The sequence below is a fragment of the Saprospira grandis str. Lewin genome, assembly GCF_000250635.1.
Classification (GTDB): Bacteria; Bacteroidota; Bacteroidia; order Chitinophagales; family Saprospiraceae; genus Saprospira; species Saprospira grandis.
This window is the reverse complement of record NC_016940.1, coordinates 740,620-756,583: the sequence shown is the minus strand read 5'-3', so window position 1 is coordinate 756,583 and position 15,964 is coordinate 740,620. Positions and strand designations below refer to the sequence as shown.

The 15,964-nt window shown below is 46.8% G+C and carries 14 protein-coding genes; 12 read left to right on the top strand and 2 right to left on the bottom strand.

Features of this window, described 5'->3' with window-relative positions; all coding sequences use genetic code 11:
• Positions 1-113 precede the first annotated feature (113 nt).
• The 6 genes from bamJ (SGRA_RS03270) (at position 114) to rnr (ending at position 8,299) form a co-directional block, all read left to right on the top strand.
• Positions 114-833: a BamJ family beta-barrel-assembly machinery protein gene (gene bamJ, locus SGRA_RS03270; RefSeq protein ID WP_014373730.1), complete on the top strand. Its 720-nt coding sequence runs from the start codon at positions 114-116 to the stop codon at positions 831-833.
• A 94-nt stretch (positions 834-927) separates the two neighbouring features.
• A complete protein-coding gene (gene bamJ / locus SGRA_RS03265; protein WP_014373729.1) occupies positions 928-1,518 on the top strand; it encodes a BamJ family beta-barrel-assembly machinery protein in 591 nt (196 codons plus the stop codon).
• A 132-nt stretch (positions 1,519-1,650) separates the two neighbouring features.
• Positions 1,651-2,658: an NADPH-dependent aldehyde reductase Ahr gene (gene ahr, locus SGRA_RS03260; protein ID WP_014373728.1), complete on the top strand. Its 1,008-nt coding sequence runs from the start codon at positions 1,651-1,653 to the stop codon at positions 2,656-2,658.
• Positions 2,659-2,750: 92 nt separating this feature from the next.
• On the top strand, positions 2,751-4,067 hold the full coding sequence (gene ahcY, locus SGRA_RS03255) for an adenosylhomocysteinase (RefSeq protein ID WP_014373727.1): 1,317 nt from the start codon (positions 2,751-2,753) through the stop codon (positions 4,065-4,067).
• Between the two features lie 144 nt (positions 4,068-4,211).
• Positions 4,212-4,757, top strand: coding sequence for a hypothetical protein (locus tag SGRA_RS03250; protein ID WP_245538628.1), 546 nt, complete (start codon positions 4,212-4,214; stop codon positions 4,755-4,757).
• A gap of 581 nt (positions 4,758-5,338) precedes the next feature.
• Positions 5,339-8,299, top strand: a complete 2,961-nt coding sequence (rnr, locus tag SGRA_RS03240; RefSeq protein WP_014373725.1) for a ribonuclease R — start codon at positions 5,339-5,341, stop codon at positions 8,297-8,299.
• A gap of 66 nt (positions 8,300-8,365) precedes the next feature.
• On the opposite strand, the gene SGRA_RS03235 is transcribed toward rnr, so the two are convergent.
• The gene (locus SGRA_RS03235) at positions 8,366-8,899 is read right to left on the bottom strand and encodes a GrpB family protein (protein ID WP_014373724.1); all 534 of its coding nucleotides are present in this window, start codon (positions 8,897-8,899) and stop codon (positions 8,366-8,368) included.
• 138 nt (positions 8,900-9,037) lie between these two features.
• On the opposite strand from SGRA_RS03235, the gene lpdA reads away from it, so the two are divergent.
• The 3 genes from lpdA to SGRA_RS03215 all read left to right on the top strand — a co-directional run bounded on the left by lpdA (position 9,038) and on the right by SGRA_RS03215 (position 13,548).
• Entirely contained in the window at positions 9,038-10,456 is a 1,419-nt protein-coding gene (lpdA, locus tag SGRA_RS03230; protein ID WP_014373723.1) for a dihydrolipoyl dehydrogenase, read from the top strand.
• A gap of 273 nt (positions 10,457-10,729) precedes the next feature.
• Complete coding sequence (locus SGRA_RS03220) at positions 10,730-11,137, top strand: DUF4332 domain-containing protein (RefSeq protein ID WP_014373721.1); 408 nt, start codon at positions 10,730-10,732, stop codon at positions 11,135-11,137.
• A 164-nt stretch (positions 11,138-11,301) separates the two neighbouring features.
• Positions 11,302-13,548, top strand: coding sequence for a prolyl oligopeptidase family serine peptidase (locus SGRA_RS03215; protein ID WP_014373720.1), 2,247 nt, complete (start codon positions 11,302-11,304; stop codon positions 13,546-13,548).
• 217 nt (positions 13,549-13,765) lie between these two features.
• Here the strand turns inward: SGRA_RS03215 and SGRA_RS03210 are convergent, their stop codons facing one another.
• The gene (locus SGRA_RS03210; protein WP_014373719.1) at positions 13,766-14,317 is read right to left on the bottom strand and encodes a glycoside hydrolase family 73 protein; all 552 of its coding nucleotides are present in this window, start codon (positions 14,315-14,317) and stop codon (positions 13,766-13,768) included.
• Between SGRA_RS03210 and SGRA_RS23745 the strand changes: the two genes are divergently transcribed.
• Genes SGRA_RS23745 through SGRA_RS03200 form a run of 3 tightly spaced genes read left to right on the top strand, consistent with a single transcriptional unit; the run spans position 14,316 to position 15,912 of the window.
• Positions 14,316-14,540 (top strand): hypothetical protein, encoded by a 225-nt coding sequence (locus SGRA_RS23745; protein ID WP_014373718.1) that lies wholly within the window; start codon positions 14,316-14,318, stop codon positions 14,538-14,540. The genes SGRA_RS03210 and SGRA_RS23745 overlap by 2 nt on opposite strands.
• Positions 14,461-14,829 carry a BlaI/MecI/CopY family transcriptional regulator gene (locus SGRA_RS03205; protein WP_002659997.1) on the top strand — a complete coding sequence of 123 codons (369 nt, stop codon included), beginning with the start codon at positions 14,461-14,463 and terminating at the stop codon, positions 14,827-14,829. Before SGRA_RS23745 ends, SGRA_RS03205 begins: the two co-directional genes overlap by 80 nt.
• Before the next feature lie 9 nt (positions 14,830-14,838).
• A complete protein-coding gene (locus SGRA_RS03200; protein ID WP_014373716.1) occupies positions 14,839-15,912 on the top strand; it encodes a M56 family metallopeptidase in 1,074 nt (357 codons plus the stop codon).
• Positions 15,913-15,964 lie beyond the last annotated feature (52 nt).

The following is a 15,964-nucleotide window of genomic DNA, read 5'->3' as shown; positions in this document are numbered from 1 at the left end:
ATAACAGCAGATTGTTAATCTTCCACTAATCTGGGAGGGCAGACTTGAGCAAATGGAATTATTTTTGGTAAATTAGGGGAGAAAATAGTAAAAAATATAAAACAGGATATAGTATGAAATGGACGACTCGTCTTCTTTTTGCAGCTGGTTTGTTTACTGCCAGTTATGGGCTACAATCTTGCGGAGAGCCAGCACAGGCAGCGCCTACAGCTCCTGTGATTAATCAGGAAGCGGCCCCTCAAGGGGATAATTTTAGCTATGCTTATGGGATGCTTTTGGGGAGTAACCTCAAGGCCATGGGGATGGAATACAATGATGTAGATACCAAAGAATTGTTGGCTGGATTGCAAGCTGCCATGGATGCTGAGGTGAAGCCTTTGATGGACCAAGCGGCGGCACAGCAGTTAGTCAATAAGACTTTTCAGGATATGCAGGCCAAGGCTGGCGAGGCTAACTTGAAAAAGGGCCAAGATTTTTTGGCGGAGAATGCCAAGCGTCCCGAGGTCAAAGTGACCGAATCGGGATTGCAGTATGAGGTCCTTAAGGAAGGGGTTGGAGGAAAGCCCAGCATCAACAACAAAGTGAAGGTGCATTATCATGGGACCTTGATTGATGGAACTGTTTTCGATAGTTCTGTGGATCGTGGGCAGCCTATTTCTTTTCCTTTGGGCAATGTGATTCGAGGCTGGCAGGAAGGGTTACAACTCATGCCTGTAGGGGCCAAATACAAGCTTTATATTCCCGCTGATTTGGGCTATGGTCAGCGAGCGGCGGGTAAAATCCCGGCCAACTCGGCCCTCATTTTTGAGGTAGAACTACTAGCGATTGAGTAAAGGCCAGAGAATTTAGAAAGAGCGCTTGCATCCTTGGGATAGCGAGCGCTTTTTTGTATCATTGCGACAGAATTTATACAATCGAAATCAACTTATGAAAGAACTTAGTTATCAAATTGGGCTTTTGCTTGGTAGCAATCTCGCCAATCAAGTGAATCCTCAGGATATGGATGTAGAAGCAATGGGTCAAGGTATCCAAGCTATTTTTGGCATGTCTGCAACTAACGAAGAGCTACAAGCTGCTTCGCAGGCGGTACAAACCTACATGCAAGGTATTGCTGCTGCTCAGGCTGCAGAATCTGTAGAGCAAGAGAAGAGCTTCTTGGAAGAGAATGCTAAGCGTGAGGAAATTGTTAGCCGCGAGAGTGGTTTGCAATATGAGGTATTGGTAGAGGGCAATGGAGATATCCCCACGGCTAAAAACACCGTAGTAGCTCACTATGAAGGTCGTCTACTCAACGGAAAAGTATTTGACAGTTCTGTATTGCGCGGACAGCCTGCTACTTTCCCTGTAGGTAACTTGATTCAGGGCTGGCAAGAAGCTTTGCAATTGATGCCTGTAGGTTCTAAGTGGCGCCTATACATTCCTTCTGCTTTGGCCTATGGTGCCAATGGTGCAGGAAATGACATTCCTCCTCACTCTACCCTCATTTTTGAGTTAGAGTTGTTGAGCATCCAAGGCTAATCAGCTACCGATAAAGTATAAAAAGAGTCCAGTTTTGGGCTCTTTTTTTTTGTCCTTAGGTCTCCTTTGGGCCTAAACAATTTGAGCATTTTTCTCTTTAGAAACTACATACAATCAATACAACCAAAAAAGATGAACGTAAAAGCTTATGCTGCTGAAAAAGCAGGCGGAAAACTCAAGCCTTTTGATTACGAATTGCCTCAATTGGGCAAGGAAGAGGTCGATATTAAGGTGCATTATTGTGGACTTTGCCACTCTGATTTAAGCATGCTTAACAACGACTGGGGCAATACGACTTACCCCTTTGTGCCAGGGCACGAAATTGTTGGGGAAGTTATTGCTGCCGGAACCGAGGTTAAAGGCCTAAAAGTAGGCGATTTGGTTGGGGTCGGTTGGTTCTCTTCTTCTTGTATGCATTGCCCTAGCTGTATGGGCGGAGAGCAACATCTTTGTGGCGAGGCGCAGGGCGTTATTGTTGGCCGACATGGCGGTTTTGCCTCTCATGTTCGGGCGCATTGGTCTTGGGCGATTGCTTTACCAGAGGGAACCGATATGAGCAAGGCGGGGCCTTTGCTCTGTGGAGGTGCAACGGTCTTTAATCCCATCCTAAATACAGGCGTTCGTCCTACCGATAAGGTGGGCGTGATTGGTATTGGTGGCCTAGGCCATTTGGCCCTCAAGTTTTTGAAGTACTGGGGCTGTGAGGTGGTGGCCTTTAGTTCTAATCCCGATAAAACGGAGGAAATTTTGGCCATGGGCGCCAGCAAAGTAGTCAATTCTCGCTCTGCCGAAAGTCTGGCCCAAATGAAAGGCCAGCTTGACTTTATCATCAATACAACCAATGTAAGCCTAGACTGGAACGCCTACCTCAGTTGCTTAGCCCCCAATGGCCGATTCCATACCGTAGGAGCCGTCCTTGAACCTATGCAGATTCCTGCTTTTAGCTTGATTGGCGGACAGAAGTCTGTGGGCGGTAGCCCCGTGGCTAGCCCCAGCGATATGCTCAAAATGTTTGAGTTTTGCCTACGCCACAATATCTACCCCCAGGTGCAGGAGTTCCCCATGAGCCAAATCAATGAGGCCATCGCCCATTTGGAAGCCGGCAAGGCCCGCTACCGTATCGTACTAAAGAATGATTAGCTTTGATAATCAATAGCTTAAGATATTTTGTAAATCAGGGATAAAATTGTACTTTTGTGCTGATTTTATCACTCAATCTAGTTTTTAACTGAATGGAAACAGTAAATAAGTTGAACTACAAAGTAAAAGACATCTCGCTAGCCGACTGGGGCCGCAAAGAAATTACCCTAGCCGAAGCAGAAATGCCTGGCTTGATGGCCCTACGTGAGAAATATGGAGAGAGCAAACCTCTTAAAGGAGCTCGCATTGCAGGTTGCCTGCACATGACTATCCAAACTGCTGTTTTGATCGAGACTTTGGTAGCCCTTGGCGCCGATGTAACTTGGTCTTCTTGTAACATTTTCTCTACTCAAGATCAAGCCGCTGCTGCTATCGCTGCCGCTGGTGTACCCGTTTTTGCTTGGAAAGGTATGACGGAAGAAGAGTACGACTGGTGCCTAGAGCAAACACTACGTAGCTTTAAAGATGGCGAGCCCTTGAACATGATCCTAGATGATGGTGGAGATTTGACTAATGTAGTTTTGGACAAATATCCCGAAATGGCCAAAGGCGTATTCGGTATCTCTGAAGAAACCACTACAGGGGTACACCGCCTATATGAGCGTGTGAAGAAAGGGACTTTGCCCATGCCCGCTATCAACGTAAACGACTCTGTAACTAAGTCTAAGTTTGATAACAAATATGGCTGCCGCGAGTCTGCTGTAGATGCTATCCGCCGTGCTACCGACATTATGTTGGCCGGTAAAGTAGCTGTTGTAGGTGGCTACGGTGATGTAGGAAAAGGTACTGCCGCTTCTTTGCGTGGTGCTGGTTGCCGTGTAATCGTTACCGAAATCGATCCCATCTGTGCCCTTCAGGCTGCTATGGACGGTTTTGAGGTGAAAAAGATGAGCAACGCTATCCCTCGTGCCGACATCATTGTTACCGCTACAGGTAACAAAGACATCATCCGCGAAGAGCATTTCCGCATGATGAATGACAAAACTATTCTTTGTAATATCGGCCACTTCGATAACGAAATCGATATGGCTTGGTTGAACAAAACTTACGGCAGCACTAAAGTAGAAATCAAACCTCAGGTGGATCTCTATAACATCGAAGGAAACGATATCATCGTTTTGGCCGAAGGCCGCTTGGTGAACTTGGGTTGCGCTACCGGACACCCCTCTTTCGTAATGTCAAACTCTTTCACTAACCAAACTTTGGCCCAAATCGAACTTTGGACCAAACGCGATACAGATGAGTACGGCAAGGATGTATACATGCTACCCAAACATCTCGATGAAGAAGTAGCCCGCCTACACCTCGCCAAAATTGGCGTTGAGCTAGAAGAACTTAGCCAAGAACAAGCCGAATACATCGGCGTAACGGTAAAAGGTCCTTACAAACCAGAACACTACCGCTACTAAATTATATCGCCCTTTTGGGCCAAGAGGTCACCGAATGCCTTCGGTGACCTTTTCTTTTGTTGCCCCTTTGCCCTTGCAAAAGCCAACAAAAAACCTTAGCTTTAATCGATTCACTAAACAACGTATAGTACCTAGATGCAAAAAATGCTTTTACATCAAGAGGGGTTCCAAGGAACAACCGGCCCAATTATCCCCAAAAAGAAAGAAAAGCTGCGTTTTGAAGATTTTTTGAACTTTTTTCCGCCCGTAGAACTTCCTCTAAGCATTAGCTCCGATACCGAAAAGCTCATCTCAGAAGCACATGAACCCCTGAATGCAGCCTGGATGTACGAGTTTGTGCTGGAATATGGCGAAGAACTAGACGAGTTTACCGAATTTATGCCCTGCTTCTGCCTAGCCCAAAGCGAAAAGTTCTTAGGCCTGGTCTATTGGCAGGCTTCTTTGGAAGGTAGCGCCTACTTTTTAGCCACTTTTTCACTCGCTGGCCACATTATTGATCATAAAATTTTGGCCGGAACGCTTTACCTAGAAGATGGCATCAAACAAATGGTCTGCACCGTCGCCAAAGATTGGAGCATCCAAAGAGTAGAGGGCCATATCGACGCCCAAGGCCAATTGCTCAAAGAAAATACTACGCAGAGCAAACGCTTGCAAATTACCCTAGATGGAGAAATTCTAGAAGATGTATAATCTTTTTTAATTTTTTTGGGGCCCGCGGCCGGCTAGGCTGCGCCTAGGTCGGCCGCCGCTATGCTGCGGGGCTCGCAAGCCTGCTCGGCCCTTCGCCTTTTGCTGCTTTGCAGCAAAAGGACTCGGTCTGGCCCTGTGGGCCACCCGCTCCGCAGCGCTGGGCCAATTCCACCCCAGACGCCTAGCCCCAAACCCTAAAGAAGACAAAAACACCCCCCTAAACCAAATAATATCCCCCCCCAACGAACTTAAAATAAGCTAAAGCGCTTTTAACGAATGCCCCCAAAAGGCCCGCAGGGCCTAACGGCTGAGGGATGGATAGCAGGGCCGCCAAAGGCGGCAGACCAAAGCCCGAAGGGCTGCAGGGCCGAGCGAAGCGAAGGGGCAGCCCCAAATCAATCATAAAAAGACTAGTCCAATAGAACGCAAAAAAAAGACTAGCATAAACTGGGTATAAGGCCTCCGAAAATTGAGGCAGCCCGATTTAATCAATATAGGCTTGCAAAGGCAGGCCGCCCAACTGCTCTGTTTTCTAAATATGGCCCCGCCAGGGCCCCAAGAGCAGCACTAAACAAAAAAATATGGCACAGAAAAAAAATAAATCGAAGCGCAAGAAGCAATTGAGCGCTGGAGAACTGAAAAGCCAAATTGCTAAACTTTTTATCAATGACCATAAGGCCCGCCTGGGCGTGAAAGATATTGTTAGAAAATTACCTATTGCCAATAGCTCAGATGCTGTGCAGTCGGCCCTAGACAGCCTGAAAGAAGAAGGCGTAATTTATCCGCTGGCTAGGGGCAACCGCTACCGTATCGACCGCTTTTACCAACAACGATTGGTGGAAAATGACCGCAATGGCCAAGGACAGTCGGGACGAAATAACCGAGATAATCGCAAAAAAGGATCGGGCTGGCAAATGACTACCGGAACGGTAGACCCCACCCGCTCAGGCGCGGCCTATATTGTTCCCGATGATGCAGAACTGGACCGAGATGTTTTTGTCCCTCAAGGGGCATTGGAAGGCGCCCTCAAAGGCGATTTGGTGCAGCTAAAATGGCGCCTCTCTCGCCGTGGGAAACCCGAGGGCCGAGTGATTAAGATCCTAAAACGCAACCGAGAAACCTTTATCGGTACGCTGGTGGTGTCTAAGCGCTTTTGCTTCGTCATTCCCGATGAAAATACGGTCCCTATGGATATTATTGTGGACCGCAACAGCCTGATGGAGGGCCAAAGTGATGATAAGGTAGTGGTGCATATTACCGAATGGCCCAAACCCAATAGCAATGATAACCCCAAGGGCGTTATTACAACCGTTTTGGGCAAAGCCGGCGGCAATGATATCGAAATGAAGTCTATCCTGATTAAACAAGGCTTCGAACTCGATTTTCCAGAAGAAGTTATGGCCGAATCAGAAGCTATTCCACTGGAAATTCCCGAATCGGAAATCCAAAAGCGCCTAGATCTTCGCCAAATTCCTACATTTACGATTGACCCCGCTACAGCTAAGGACTTTGATGATGCCCTTTCGGTAGAAATGCTGGACAATGGCAATTATCGAATCGGTATCCACATTGCTGATGTAACTTATTATGTGGCCAAGGGAAGTCCATTAGATAAAGAAGCCGCCAAGCGGACCACCTCTGTCTATCTGGTCGATCGCGTTTTACCTATGCTCCCCGAAAAGCTATCTAATGGGGTTTGCTCTTTGCGCCCACATGAAGATAAACTGACTTTTTCGGCCCTTTTTGAGCTCAACGCCAAAGGCCATGTGGTAGAAGAGTGGTTTGGCAAAACGGTTATCCATTCGGACCAGCGCTTTGCCTATGAAGAGGCCCAAGAAATTTTGGATGGGGCAGAAGGACCCTACAGCCAAGAGCTGCGCATCCTCAATCGCTATGCGCATATTTTGCGCAAAGCTCGCTTTAAGAAAGGAGCCATCAGTTTTGAGTCGCCAGAAGTACGCTTCAAACTAGATGAAGATGGCAAACCCGTAGATGTTTACCTCAAGCATCGCAAAGATGCGCATATGTTGGTCGAGGACTTTATGCTATTGGCTAACCGCCGTGTAGGGGCCAAGATTATGAATATCTACCGCAATGGAGGCAAAGAGATTCCTTTTGTTTACCGTATTCACGATCTGCCCGATATGGAGAAGGTCAATGGTTTTGGAAAATTTGCCGCTCAATTGGGCTATCGCCTAAAGATTCAGGATGTGGAGCAAGTAGCTGGCGCCTTTAATAAGATGCTGAAAGCGGCTGAGGGCAAACCCGAGCATGCGGTCTTGCATCAGTTGGGCATCCGCACCATGTCGAAGGCTGCTTATTCTACCCAAAATATTGGACACTACGGCCTTGGCTTTGAAGATTACTCGCATTTCACTTCACCTATTCGCCGTTATGCGGATGTATTGGTGCATAGAAATTTGCAGCACTTCTTAATGAATGAAAAGCCGCCTTATACCTCAGAGAAATTAGAAGAAATCTGTGGACATATCTCCAAAAAGGAGCGTAATGCCATGGATGCCGAAAGGGAGTCGATCAAGTACAAACAAACCGAATATTTACAGGGCCGTTTGGGCCAGGTTTTTCAGGGCCATATCACGGGCATGACCGAATACGGTATTTTTGTCGCCCTAGACGAGAATTTCTGTGAAGGGATGCTCCGCTTTGAAAATATGTATGATCAATTTGTGCTAGAAGATGACCGTTTTCATATCCACTCCTCTTCAGAGCGCTTCAAAATGGGAGACCCCATTTGGGTGCGGGTAGCGAGCACCAATCTGGAAAAACGCCAGGTGGATTTCCAAATGGTCCGCGCAGAAGAGGCCATTGCCGAACTGAACTTGAGCGAGGAAGATTTGCGCCCCAAACTAGAAGAAGGCAAAAATGAGGTGGTCGAGATTGAAGCGGTTCGCCGTACCGATTTAGACGAGCTCTATGTTCGCTTAGCCGAAACCTTTGGTAGTAGCGATATCTGCCAGCAACATGCAGAAGCAGAACGCAATTGGACCTATCAACTAGCCAGTTCTACCATCCATCGCAAAGGAACTGTTCTTTTGCAATATGCTTGGCTAGCCGAAGAAGGGCAGGAGTATCCCGCACAAATGACCGCCCCCGATGGCGAAATCGATCAGGAGAAATGGGCCAAGATTATGCCCGAGCTAAAGGCTTATATTCCCAACTTCTCTTTGGACCAATTGACGGATACGGCTTATTGTCCATTCTATACCGATAAAGAAACAAATATCAGCACGGCAGACCTCATGCGCTGCCAGGCCTTCTTCTTTGACTGGATGTCTTATTTGCAGGCCGAACAAGTGCTTTGTTTCTCGGCTCGCCTAAAGAATTATTTGGTCAAAAATGGCTTGATCCGAGAGCTAGAAGAACTCACCGTAACTTCTGGCAAAAGAGAAATCCGCATCTTTAGAGGCTATATGCCCCTAGCCAATAAAAAACTACGTTTTGCTTTCTTCCCTAGCTTGAGCACGAGCTACAACAAAAAAGCAAAAAAAGAAGCTTGGACCTGGGCCCTAGAAAAGCCATAAATCAAAGCTAAGTAGCATAGAAAAGCCGCCTACACAACTGTGTAGGCGGCTTTCTTCTTATATCAACTAGTTGTTTTCCTGCGCCTCGGCCCAAAGCAAGGCTTTTTGCTCATGTAGCTGAATAAAATCATTTTTATGGGCCACATAAGCAGCTGGATCAAAGCGATACAAACGAGCGCCTTCCAGTTTTATGGCCGCATAGGCCTGCCGATGTTCCGCAAACTGCCGCAGGTAGTCCCGAAAAGCCAAATGCCGCTTGGCCCCATAGGAGTTGAACTCAAAAGCATGTAGCTGATGACTTCGCTCTATTTCTCCCTTTTGGAAGTAGCGGCGGCCCGGAATACCAAACTCCCCCTTAACCAAATAACCGAGCTGTTCTAGCTTTGGGGCCAATTGGTCTAGCTCTTCTAAGCTATCTACTTCCATCAATAAATCAATAATGGGTTTGGCCGATAGGCCAGGCACAGAAGTACTCCCAATATGATGAATTTGGAGCCGCATATTTTTGGGCAAAACACTCAAAATGGCCGCTTTTTCTTTGGCAAAGGCCTGGGGCCAGTCCTCCCGATAAGGACAAACTTCAATCGTTCTGATGTTCATAGACTATTGTTTTAAATGCAAAGGTAGGCATCTAGACAATTATGCTCTTCTTAAAACAGGCTTTGTTTTTAAACTAAAACCTGTACCTTTGTTGCCAGAAAGATCATCCTTTCTGTTTAACTAAAACTATGCTTCAATATGGATTTTGATATCATTGTTTTGGGCAGCGGCCCTGGCGGATACGTAACGGCCATTCGGGCCTCTCAATTAGGGTATAAAGTAGCTGTTGTAGAACGCGAAGCCCTTGGTGGTATTTGTCTCAATTGGGGATGTATTCCCACTAAAGCACTGCTCAAAAGTGCACAGGTATTCAATTATATTCAGCATGCTGCTGATTATGGCATTCAGGTAACTGAGGCCAAAAGCGATTTCTCTGCTGTAGTGCAACGCAGCCGTGGCGTAGCTCAAAAAATGAGCGGCGGCGTCAATTTCTTGATGAAAAAGAATAAAATTACGGTCCTTATGGGCGAGGGCAAATTGTTGCCCGGCAAAAAACTAGAAGTAAGCGAGGAAAATGGCCAAAAGAAAACCTATTCGGCCAAACATATTATTGTGGCTACTGGTGCACGCGCCCGTCAGCTCCCCAATTTACCCATCGATGGTAAGCACGTAATTGGCTACCGCGAGGCCATGACCCTAGCCAAACAACCCAAAAGTATGTTGGTGGTGGGCTCTGGCGCTATCGGTATGGAGTTCGCCTATTTCTACAATAGCATGGGCACTCAAGTTACCGTGGTCGAGTATCTAGATAATATCCTTCCCCGCGAAGATGTAGATGTCTCTAAGGAAATTACTAAGGTCTATAAAAAGGCCAAAATGAAGATTAAAACCAAAGCCGCTGTACAAAAGGTCACTCCTTTGGCCAATGGAGGCTGTGAGGTGGAAATCCAACACAATAAAACAGGAAAAGTAGAAAAAGTCACCGTTGATGTGGTCCTTTCTGCTGTAGGCGTAAGCCCCAATACCGAAAATATCGGTCTGGCCAATCTAGGCATTAAAACAACCAAAGCTGGCCATATCGAGGTCAATGAGGTCTATGCGACCAATGTTGCCGGCATTTATGCAATCGGCGATGTACTAGAAACTCAGGCTTTGGCCCATGTCGCTAGCGCTGAGGGAATCACTTGTGTAGAAGCTATCGCCTACAAAGAGGGTAAGTTTGAGCACGCCCCTCAAGCGATCGATTATAATAATATTCCAGCCTGTACCTACTGCTGGCCCGAGGTCGCTTCTGTCGGCATGACAGAGGAACAAGCTAAAGCCTCTGGCTACGAGCTGCGCATCGGTAAGTTCCCCTTCTCGGCTTCCGGAAAAGCAAGCGCCGCTGGCGATAATGCCGGTTTTGTCAAACTAATTTTTGATAAAAAATATGGCGAGTTGCTCGGTGGCCATATGGTGGGCGCCAATGTGACCGAAATGGTGGCCGAACTGGTAGCCGTTCGCAAACTAGAAACTACAGGCATGGAGCTGGTCAAAACTGTTCACCCTCACCCCACGATGTCTGAGGCCGTGATGGAAGCCGCCGCCGCCGCCTATGATGAAGTCATTCACCTATAAAATAGTTCTTGTTTTGGGGCCTCCTGCCTTCGGCAGGCGCTACGTTCCAGGGCTCGCTGTTCGCTCGGCCCTTCAGCGCTAAAGCGCTTCGGTCTGGCCTACGGCCACCCTTGCACATCGCTAGGCCTGCGGCCCTTCGGGCCTGTAGGACGCCAAAATGAGCGCTAAAGATATAGCCACTCTCCTCAAAAAGGAGGGTGGCTTTTTTGTGCCCTAAACAAAAAAACTTAGCTTTAGGGACGATCATTTTATAATCTCCAAATTACAATGAGTATGGCAACTAAAGTATCTGCTATCGAAGGAATTGGTCCTAAATACCAAGAAAAATTAGCCGAAGCGGGAATCAGCACCGTAGAAGGCCTACTAGAGGCCGCCTGTACCCCCAAAGGCCGCCAAGAACTAGCCGATAAGTCAGGCATCGATAAAAAACGCATTCTAGCCTGGGCCGGCATGGCCGATATGTTCCGCATCAAAGGCGTAGCTAGCCAATTTGCCGAACTGCTCAAGGCCGCTGGCGTAGATACCATCAAAGAATTACGGACCCGCAAGGCCGAAAACCTACAACAAAAAATGGCCGAGGTCAATGCCGAGAAAAAACTCACTAAAGCGGTCCCCCGCCTAGAACAAGTAGAAGATTTTATCGCTCAAGCCAAAGAGTTAGAACCTAAAATGAGCTATTAGGCCAAGCCGGCCCAAAATAATCATTAGCCGATAGTAGCATAAAGCTGCTATCGGTTTTTTATTGAATGCAGAAAAAACGAGCCAGAGGCCAAAAAAATAACAGCATTTTTATACCTTATAAAGACATTTGAGCAAAAACAGTTTCCCTACATAAAACCGATAAAATGAAAGCCAAAAAAATAACCCTTTCACTAGCCGTTTTGGGCCTCATGGGCCTGCAGGCTTGCCAGCCTTCCGCCCCTAAACGGACTTTTGAGCCCATAGAAACAAAAGAAACAACAGAGAATACAACAGAAACGGCTTCAAAAACATCAGAAGCAGAACAACTGATTCATCCCGATAAATTGCAGCTGGTTTATCCCAAAACAGAAAAGGGCAACCAAAGCGATGACTATTTTGGCCAAAAAGTAGCCGATCCTTATCGCTGGCTCGAAAAAGATACTGACCCCAAAGTAGAAGCCTGGGTGGCCAAACAAGAAAAGTTGAGCCGCAATTATCTAGATGCCCTACCCGGCCGAGAAGCCCTAAAAGATCGCCTAGAAAAAATCTGGAACTATAACCGCTATTCGGCGCCCAGAAAGGAAGGTGGCTATTATTATTATACCAAAAATACAGGCCTGCAAAATCAATCGCCGCTCTATCGCTCAGCTAGTTTGAGCCCCCTCAAAGAAGAATTGGTCCTAGATCCCAATACGCTCTCTAAAGATGGTTCTGTTTCTTTGATGGGCCTTTGGTTTTCTAAAGATGGCCGCTATTTATCCTATGCTATCAGCAAGTCGGGCTCCGATTGGCGAACGATTAAGGTGATGGACCTAAAAACTAAAAAAGTATTGGCCGATGAGGTCAATTGGGTGCGCTACTCCAATGTGAGCTGGTTTGAAAATGGCTTTTTCTATAGCCGCTATGATGCCAATGAAGCAGAGGATAAGTATAGCCGCAAAAATGAGTTTCATCAGCTATATTATCACCGTTTGGGCCAAAAACAAGCAGAGGATGAACTCATCTTTGCCGATAGAAGCCATCCGAATTACAATTTTAGCCCAGAAGTGACCGAGGATGAAAACTATCTCCTCATTTATAGTACGGCTAGCACTAGTGGCAACGGAATTTATTACAAAAACCTTAAGCAGAAAGATGCGGGCATTGAGGTTTTGGTCAGTAATTTTGACTACGATTATAGCTTGGTCAATAATAAGGGTAGCCGCCTGTATTTTAAGACCAATTATAAAGCGCCCAATTACCAATTGCTAGAAATTGACCTCAAGCAGGCCGAAGAGAAAAATTGGCGCTCTATTTTGCCCGAGCAAAAAGAAGCGCTAGAGTCGGTCATTATGCTAGGCGATCAGTTTGTGGCCAACTACATCAAAGATGTACGCAACCAATTGCGGGTATATGATGCCAAAGGTGAATATAAGGGCCGTTTGCATTTGCCCAAGGTTTTGGGTAGCGATAGCCCGGTAGATATTAGTAGCTTGCGGGCCTTCCCCAATGGCCAAGGCGGTAGCTATAGCGTCAGCGCCTTTACAATTCCGACTACCGCTTGTACCTTTGAGCTCAAAAGCCGAAAAAGCGAAACTTGGCAGGCGCCAAAATTGGCCTTTAATCCCCAAGACTTTGTAACGCGGCAGGTGTTTTATACCTACAAAAACGGAAAAGAAACGGTTCGCATTCCCATGTTCATTACCCATAAAAAGGGCCTAAAAGCAGATGGCAAACGCCCCACTTTGCTCTATGGTTATGGTGGCTTTAATATTAGCATTATGCCTTCTTTTGCCCTAGAGCGCATTCCTTTATTAGAGGCAGGCGGTATTTTTGCCGTGGCCAATATCCGAGGAGGAGGAGAGTATGGGAAAGATTGGCATCAGGCGGGAACGCAGCTAAATAAGCAAAATGTATTTAATGACTTTATCCAAGCAGCCGAGTATTTGGTCAAGGAGGGCTATACCAATCCCGATAAACTAGCTATAGAGGGTCGTTCTAATGGGGGACTATTGGTTGGGGCTTGCATGACGCAGCGTCCAGATTTGTTCAAGGTGGCTTTCCCCATTGTGGGCGTTTTGGATATGCTCCGTTATCAGGAGTTTACCATTGGTCGTTTTTGGGCGGCAGATTATGGCTTGAGCAGTGATGAAAAGCAGTTTAAGCATCTATACGCTTATTCTCCGGTACATAATGTTAAGGCCCAAAAGTACCCGGCCACAATGGTCATGACCGCCGATCATGACGACCGAGTGGTACCTGCACACTCCTTTAAATTTGCGGCGGCCCTACAGGCCAATGCTCAGGGCAATGCGCCAGCTTTGCTACGCATTGACCGTTCGGCGGGACATGGCGCGGGCAAGCCCACCGCTCAGCGGATAGAGGAAATTGTAGATAAATTGGCCTTTATGCAGTTCAATTTGATGGATTAGCCTGATTAGTGGGCAGCAAAAAGCCAGCAGCTCTAGAGCTGCTGGCTTTTTGCTGTTTTTGGGCGGCTTGTCCGCCTTTTTATGGCCTAGCGATGTGCAGCAGTGGCCGCAGGCCAGACCGAGGAGCGAAGCGAGGAAGGGCCGAGCGAACAGCGAGCTGCGAAACGTAGCGCCGCAGCTTTGCTGCGGAGGCCCCAAAGGCTTAAAAAAGACCTAATTATTGGTCATATTGGTGGAGTCTGTATCTTTCAATGAGTTCGATTAGTTTGCTAGGGTAGGAGGAAGAAGTGGCATAGCCGGCTTTTCGGAGGCCTTTGGCCCAGCCCTTATAATCGGTAGTTTTGAGTTTGAAAAGCTCGGCATAACGGCTTCCATTTCGGAGGAAGTCAGAATGTTGTCTAAAGCTTTCTTCGGCGCTGCTGTAGGCTCTAAAGCAGGCATTTTTGGAGCGGAGTTGATAGGTTTTGCCGGTCCAGCCGCTGCCGCATTTGATTCCGAAGTGATTATTGGCCTTTTTGGCCAGTTCGCTACGGCCATAGCCAGATTCTAGGATCGCTTGGGCCATTTTGATGCTAGCGGGCACGCCTGTTCGCTTCATTTCGGCAATAGCAATGGGTTTGAAGCGTTCTATATAGGCCGAGGCGGTGGCTGTGGCGCTGCCGCTGCTCGAATTGTTGCTGCTATTATTGTTGGGCATTTCGAGAAGATGGCAGGCCGAAAGACTGAGGACTAGGCAAAGGGCCAAGAGGCGCGAGAAGGATGCGTACATGAAAACTTTTGTTTTTGCGGATAAAAAAGTGACTTTTCGGGCTTTAAGACGTTCCTTTGGGTTAAATATTGTGGTCTTTAGCGTTGAACTTTTAGGCAAAGCAGAAAAAGCCTTATTTTTGGGCGGAAAAATAACTAAAGCTTATGGAAAAGAAAATTATGCTCACGCCTTTGGAGCTAAAGGTGATGGATATTTTATGGAAATTGGAGCGGGCCTATATTAAAGATATCTTGGCGCATTGGCCCGAGGCCAGCAAACCGGCCTATAATACCGTTTCTACGATAGTGCGCATTTTGCAAGACAAAAAAAAGTACATTGGGCATATGGAAAAGGGGCGGAGTCATCAGTACTATCCCCTGGTGTCTAAGGAAAGTTATCAGCAAGACTTTTTGGAAAATGCCGTAGAGAAAGTCTTTTCGGGTTCTGTGCAGTCCTTGCTTTCTGCCTTGATTGAGCAGGAAAATATGACGGATGCGGAGCTAGAAGAGCTCAAAAAATTATTGGACCGATAAAATCTGCTTATGCTAATTTTTCTACTACTTTCTGCGCTACTTTTGGCTGCAGGGGCGCTCTTTTATTGGGCCTTAAGAAAGCAATTGTCTTGGCAGAATCGAAAATTATTTATTTGGACTTTTTTGTTGGCGGCCTTGCTTTTGCCTACGCTCATGCCTTCTTTGGAGCATCATTTTGAGAAGACATGGATTGATTATGAGAGTTATGAGGGCTGGAATCAGGTAGATATTGAGGATCCGCAGTTGTTGTCTTGTTATAAATCGGCGAATAATAGCGAGGGCATTTGCCATTGTGAAATCAAGCAAAAGGCTGGCTTGGTCGATTTTCAGCCCAACCCCTATTATGACCGTATGATGGAGCTGCGTTGGGCCCTAGAGTGGTTGTTTTTGCTTTTTGCCAGCTACTTTTTGCTGCGTTTTTTATGGCGTTTTGGGGGCTTGCTTTGGCTGCGTAGAGAATCCTATGCCGAAGATCGACAGCTAGAAAATCTGTCTTATCAGATGCTTTACCCCAAGGGCTATAAGGTCTATCCTTTCAGCACATTTAGCCTGCTGCGGCACTACATTTTATGGTCGCCAGCCCTAGATCGCCTTACGGAGGCCGAGCAAGAGGCCGCTTTTTATCATGAGCTGGGCCACCTCAAGGGCCGAGATAGCTGGGCTGGATATTTTCTGGGCCTGCTGCAAGTTTTTTGGTTTTGGCATCCGCTCTACTACGTTTTTCGCAAAGAACTCTTGGAAATCAACGAGCTTTTGGCCGATGATTATGCTGCTCAGCGGCTGCCCAGCCGCCGAAATTATGCCGAAATGCTCCTCAAGATGACCGCCTTTCAGCAAAAAGGTCAGGCTTTGGCCTTCTTTTTGGCTAAGAAAAAATTGCAAAGACGTTTAGAGGCCCTACTTTTTCAGGCTGCTCCAAAAGGCTGCACAAAAAAGCAGTTTCAACTCTTGCAAATCTGTTTATTATCAGGGCTTTTTCTGCTCTCCGTTAGCCTTTATTTTCCACTACATCGGCAGTTAGAGCAGCCAACAAGCATAAAAAAAGAACAGTTTTTGCCGCTCAAAAATACAGAAAACGGCTAGTCTACGTTATATAAGGACATACAGCAGAATAGCCAATGCATACGTTTTAAGA

What these genes read in the sequence shown, in the direction of transcription:
- lpdA (WP_014373723.1), top strand. Translation starts at nt 9,038, where the DNA reads ATGGATTTTGATATCATTGTTTTGGGCAGCGGCCCTGGCGGATACGTA.
- SGRA_RS03205 (WP_002659997.1), top strand. Translation starts at nt 14,461, where the DNA reads ATGGAAAAGAAAATTATGCTCACGCCTTTGGAGCTAAAGGTGATGGAT.
- ahr (WP_014373728.1), top strand. Translation starts at nt 1,651, where the DNA reads ATGAACGTAAAAGCTTATGCTGCTGAAAAAGCAGGCGGAAAACTCAAG.
- bamJ (WP_014373730.1), top strand. Translation starts at nt 114, where the DNA reads ATGAAATGGACGACTCGTCTTCTTTTTGCAGCTGGTTTGTTTACTGCC.
- SGRA_RS03250 (WP_245538628.1), top strand. Translation starts at nt 4,212, where the DNA reads ATGCTTTTACATCAAGAGGGGTTCCAAGGAACAACCGGCCCAATTATC.
- SGRA_RS03215 (WP_014373720.1), top strand. Translation starts at nt 11,302, where the DNA reads ATGAAAGCCAAAAAAATAACCCTTTCACTAGCCGTTTTGGGCCTCATG.
- SGRA_RS03220 (WP_014373721.1), top strand. Translation starts at nt 10,730, where the DNA reads ATGGCAACTAAAGTATCTGCTATCGAAGGAATTGGTCCTAAATACCAA.
- ahcY (WP_014373727.1), top strand. Translation starts at nt 2,751, where the DNA reads ATGGAAACAGTAAATAAGTTGAACTACAAAGTAAAAGACATCTCGCTA.
- SGRA_RS03210 (WP_014373719.1), bottom strand. Translation starts at nt 14,317, where the DNA reads ATGTACGCATCCTTCTCGCGCCTCTTGGCCCTTTGCCTAGTCCTCAGT.
- SGRA_RS03200 (WP_014373716.1), top strand. Translation starts at nt 14,839, where the DNA reads ATGCTAATTTTTCTACTACTTTCTGCGCTACTTTTGGCTGCAGGGGCG.
- rnr (WP_014373725.1), top strand. Translation starts at nt 5,339, where the DNA reads ATGGCACAGAAAAAAAATAAATCGAAGCGCAAGAAGCAATTGAGCGCT.
- bamJ (WP_014373729.1), top strand. Translation starts at nt 928, where the DNA reads ATGAAAGAACTTAGTTATCAAATTGGGCTTTTGCTTGGTAGCAATCTC.
- SGRA_RS23745 (WP_014373718.1), top strand. Translation starts at nt 14,316, where the DNA reads ATGAAAACTTTTGTTTTTGCGGATAAAAAAGTGACTTTTCGGGCTTTA.
- SGRA_RS03235 (WP_014373724.1), bottom strand. Translation starts at nt 8,899, where the DNA reads ATGAACATCAGAACGATTGAAGTTTGTCCTTATCGGGAGGACTGGCCC.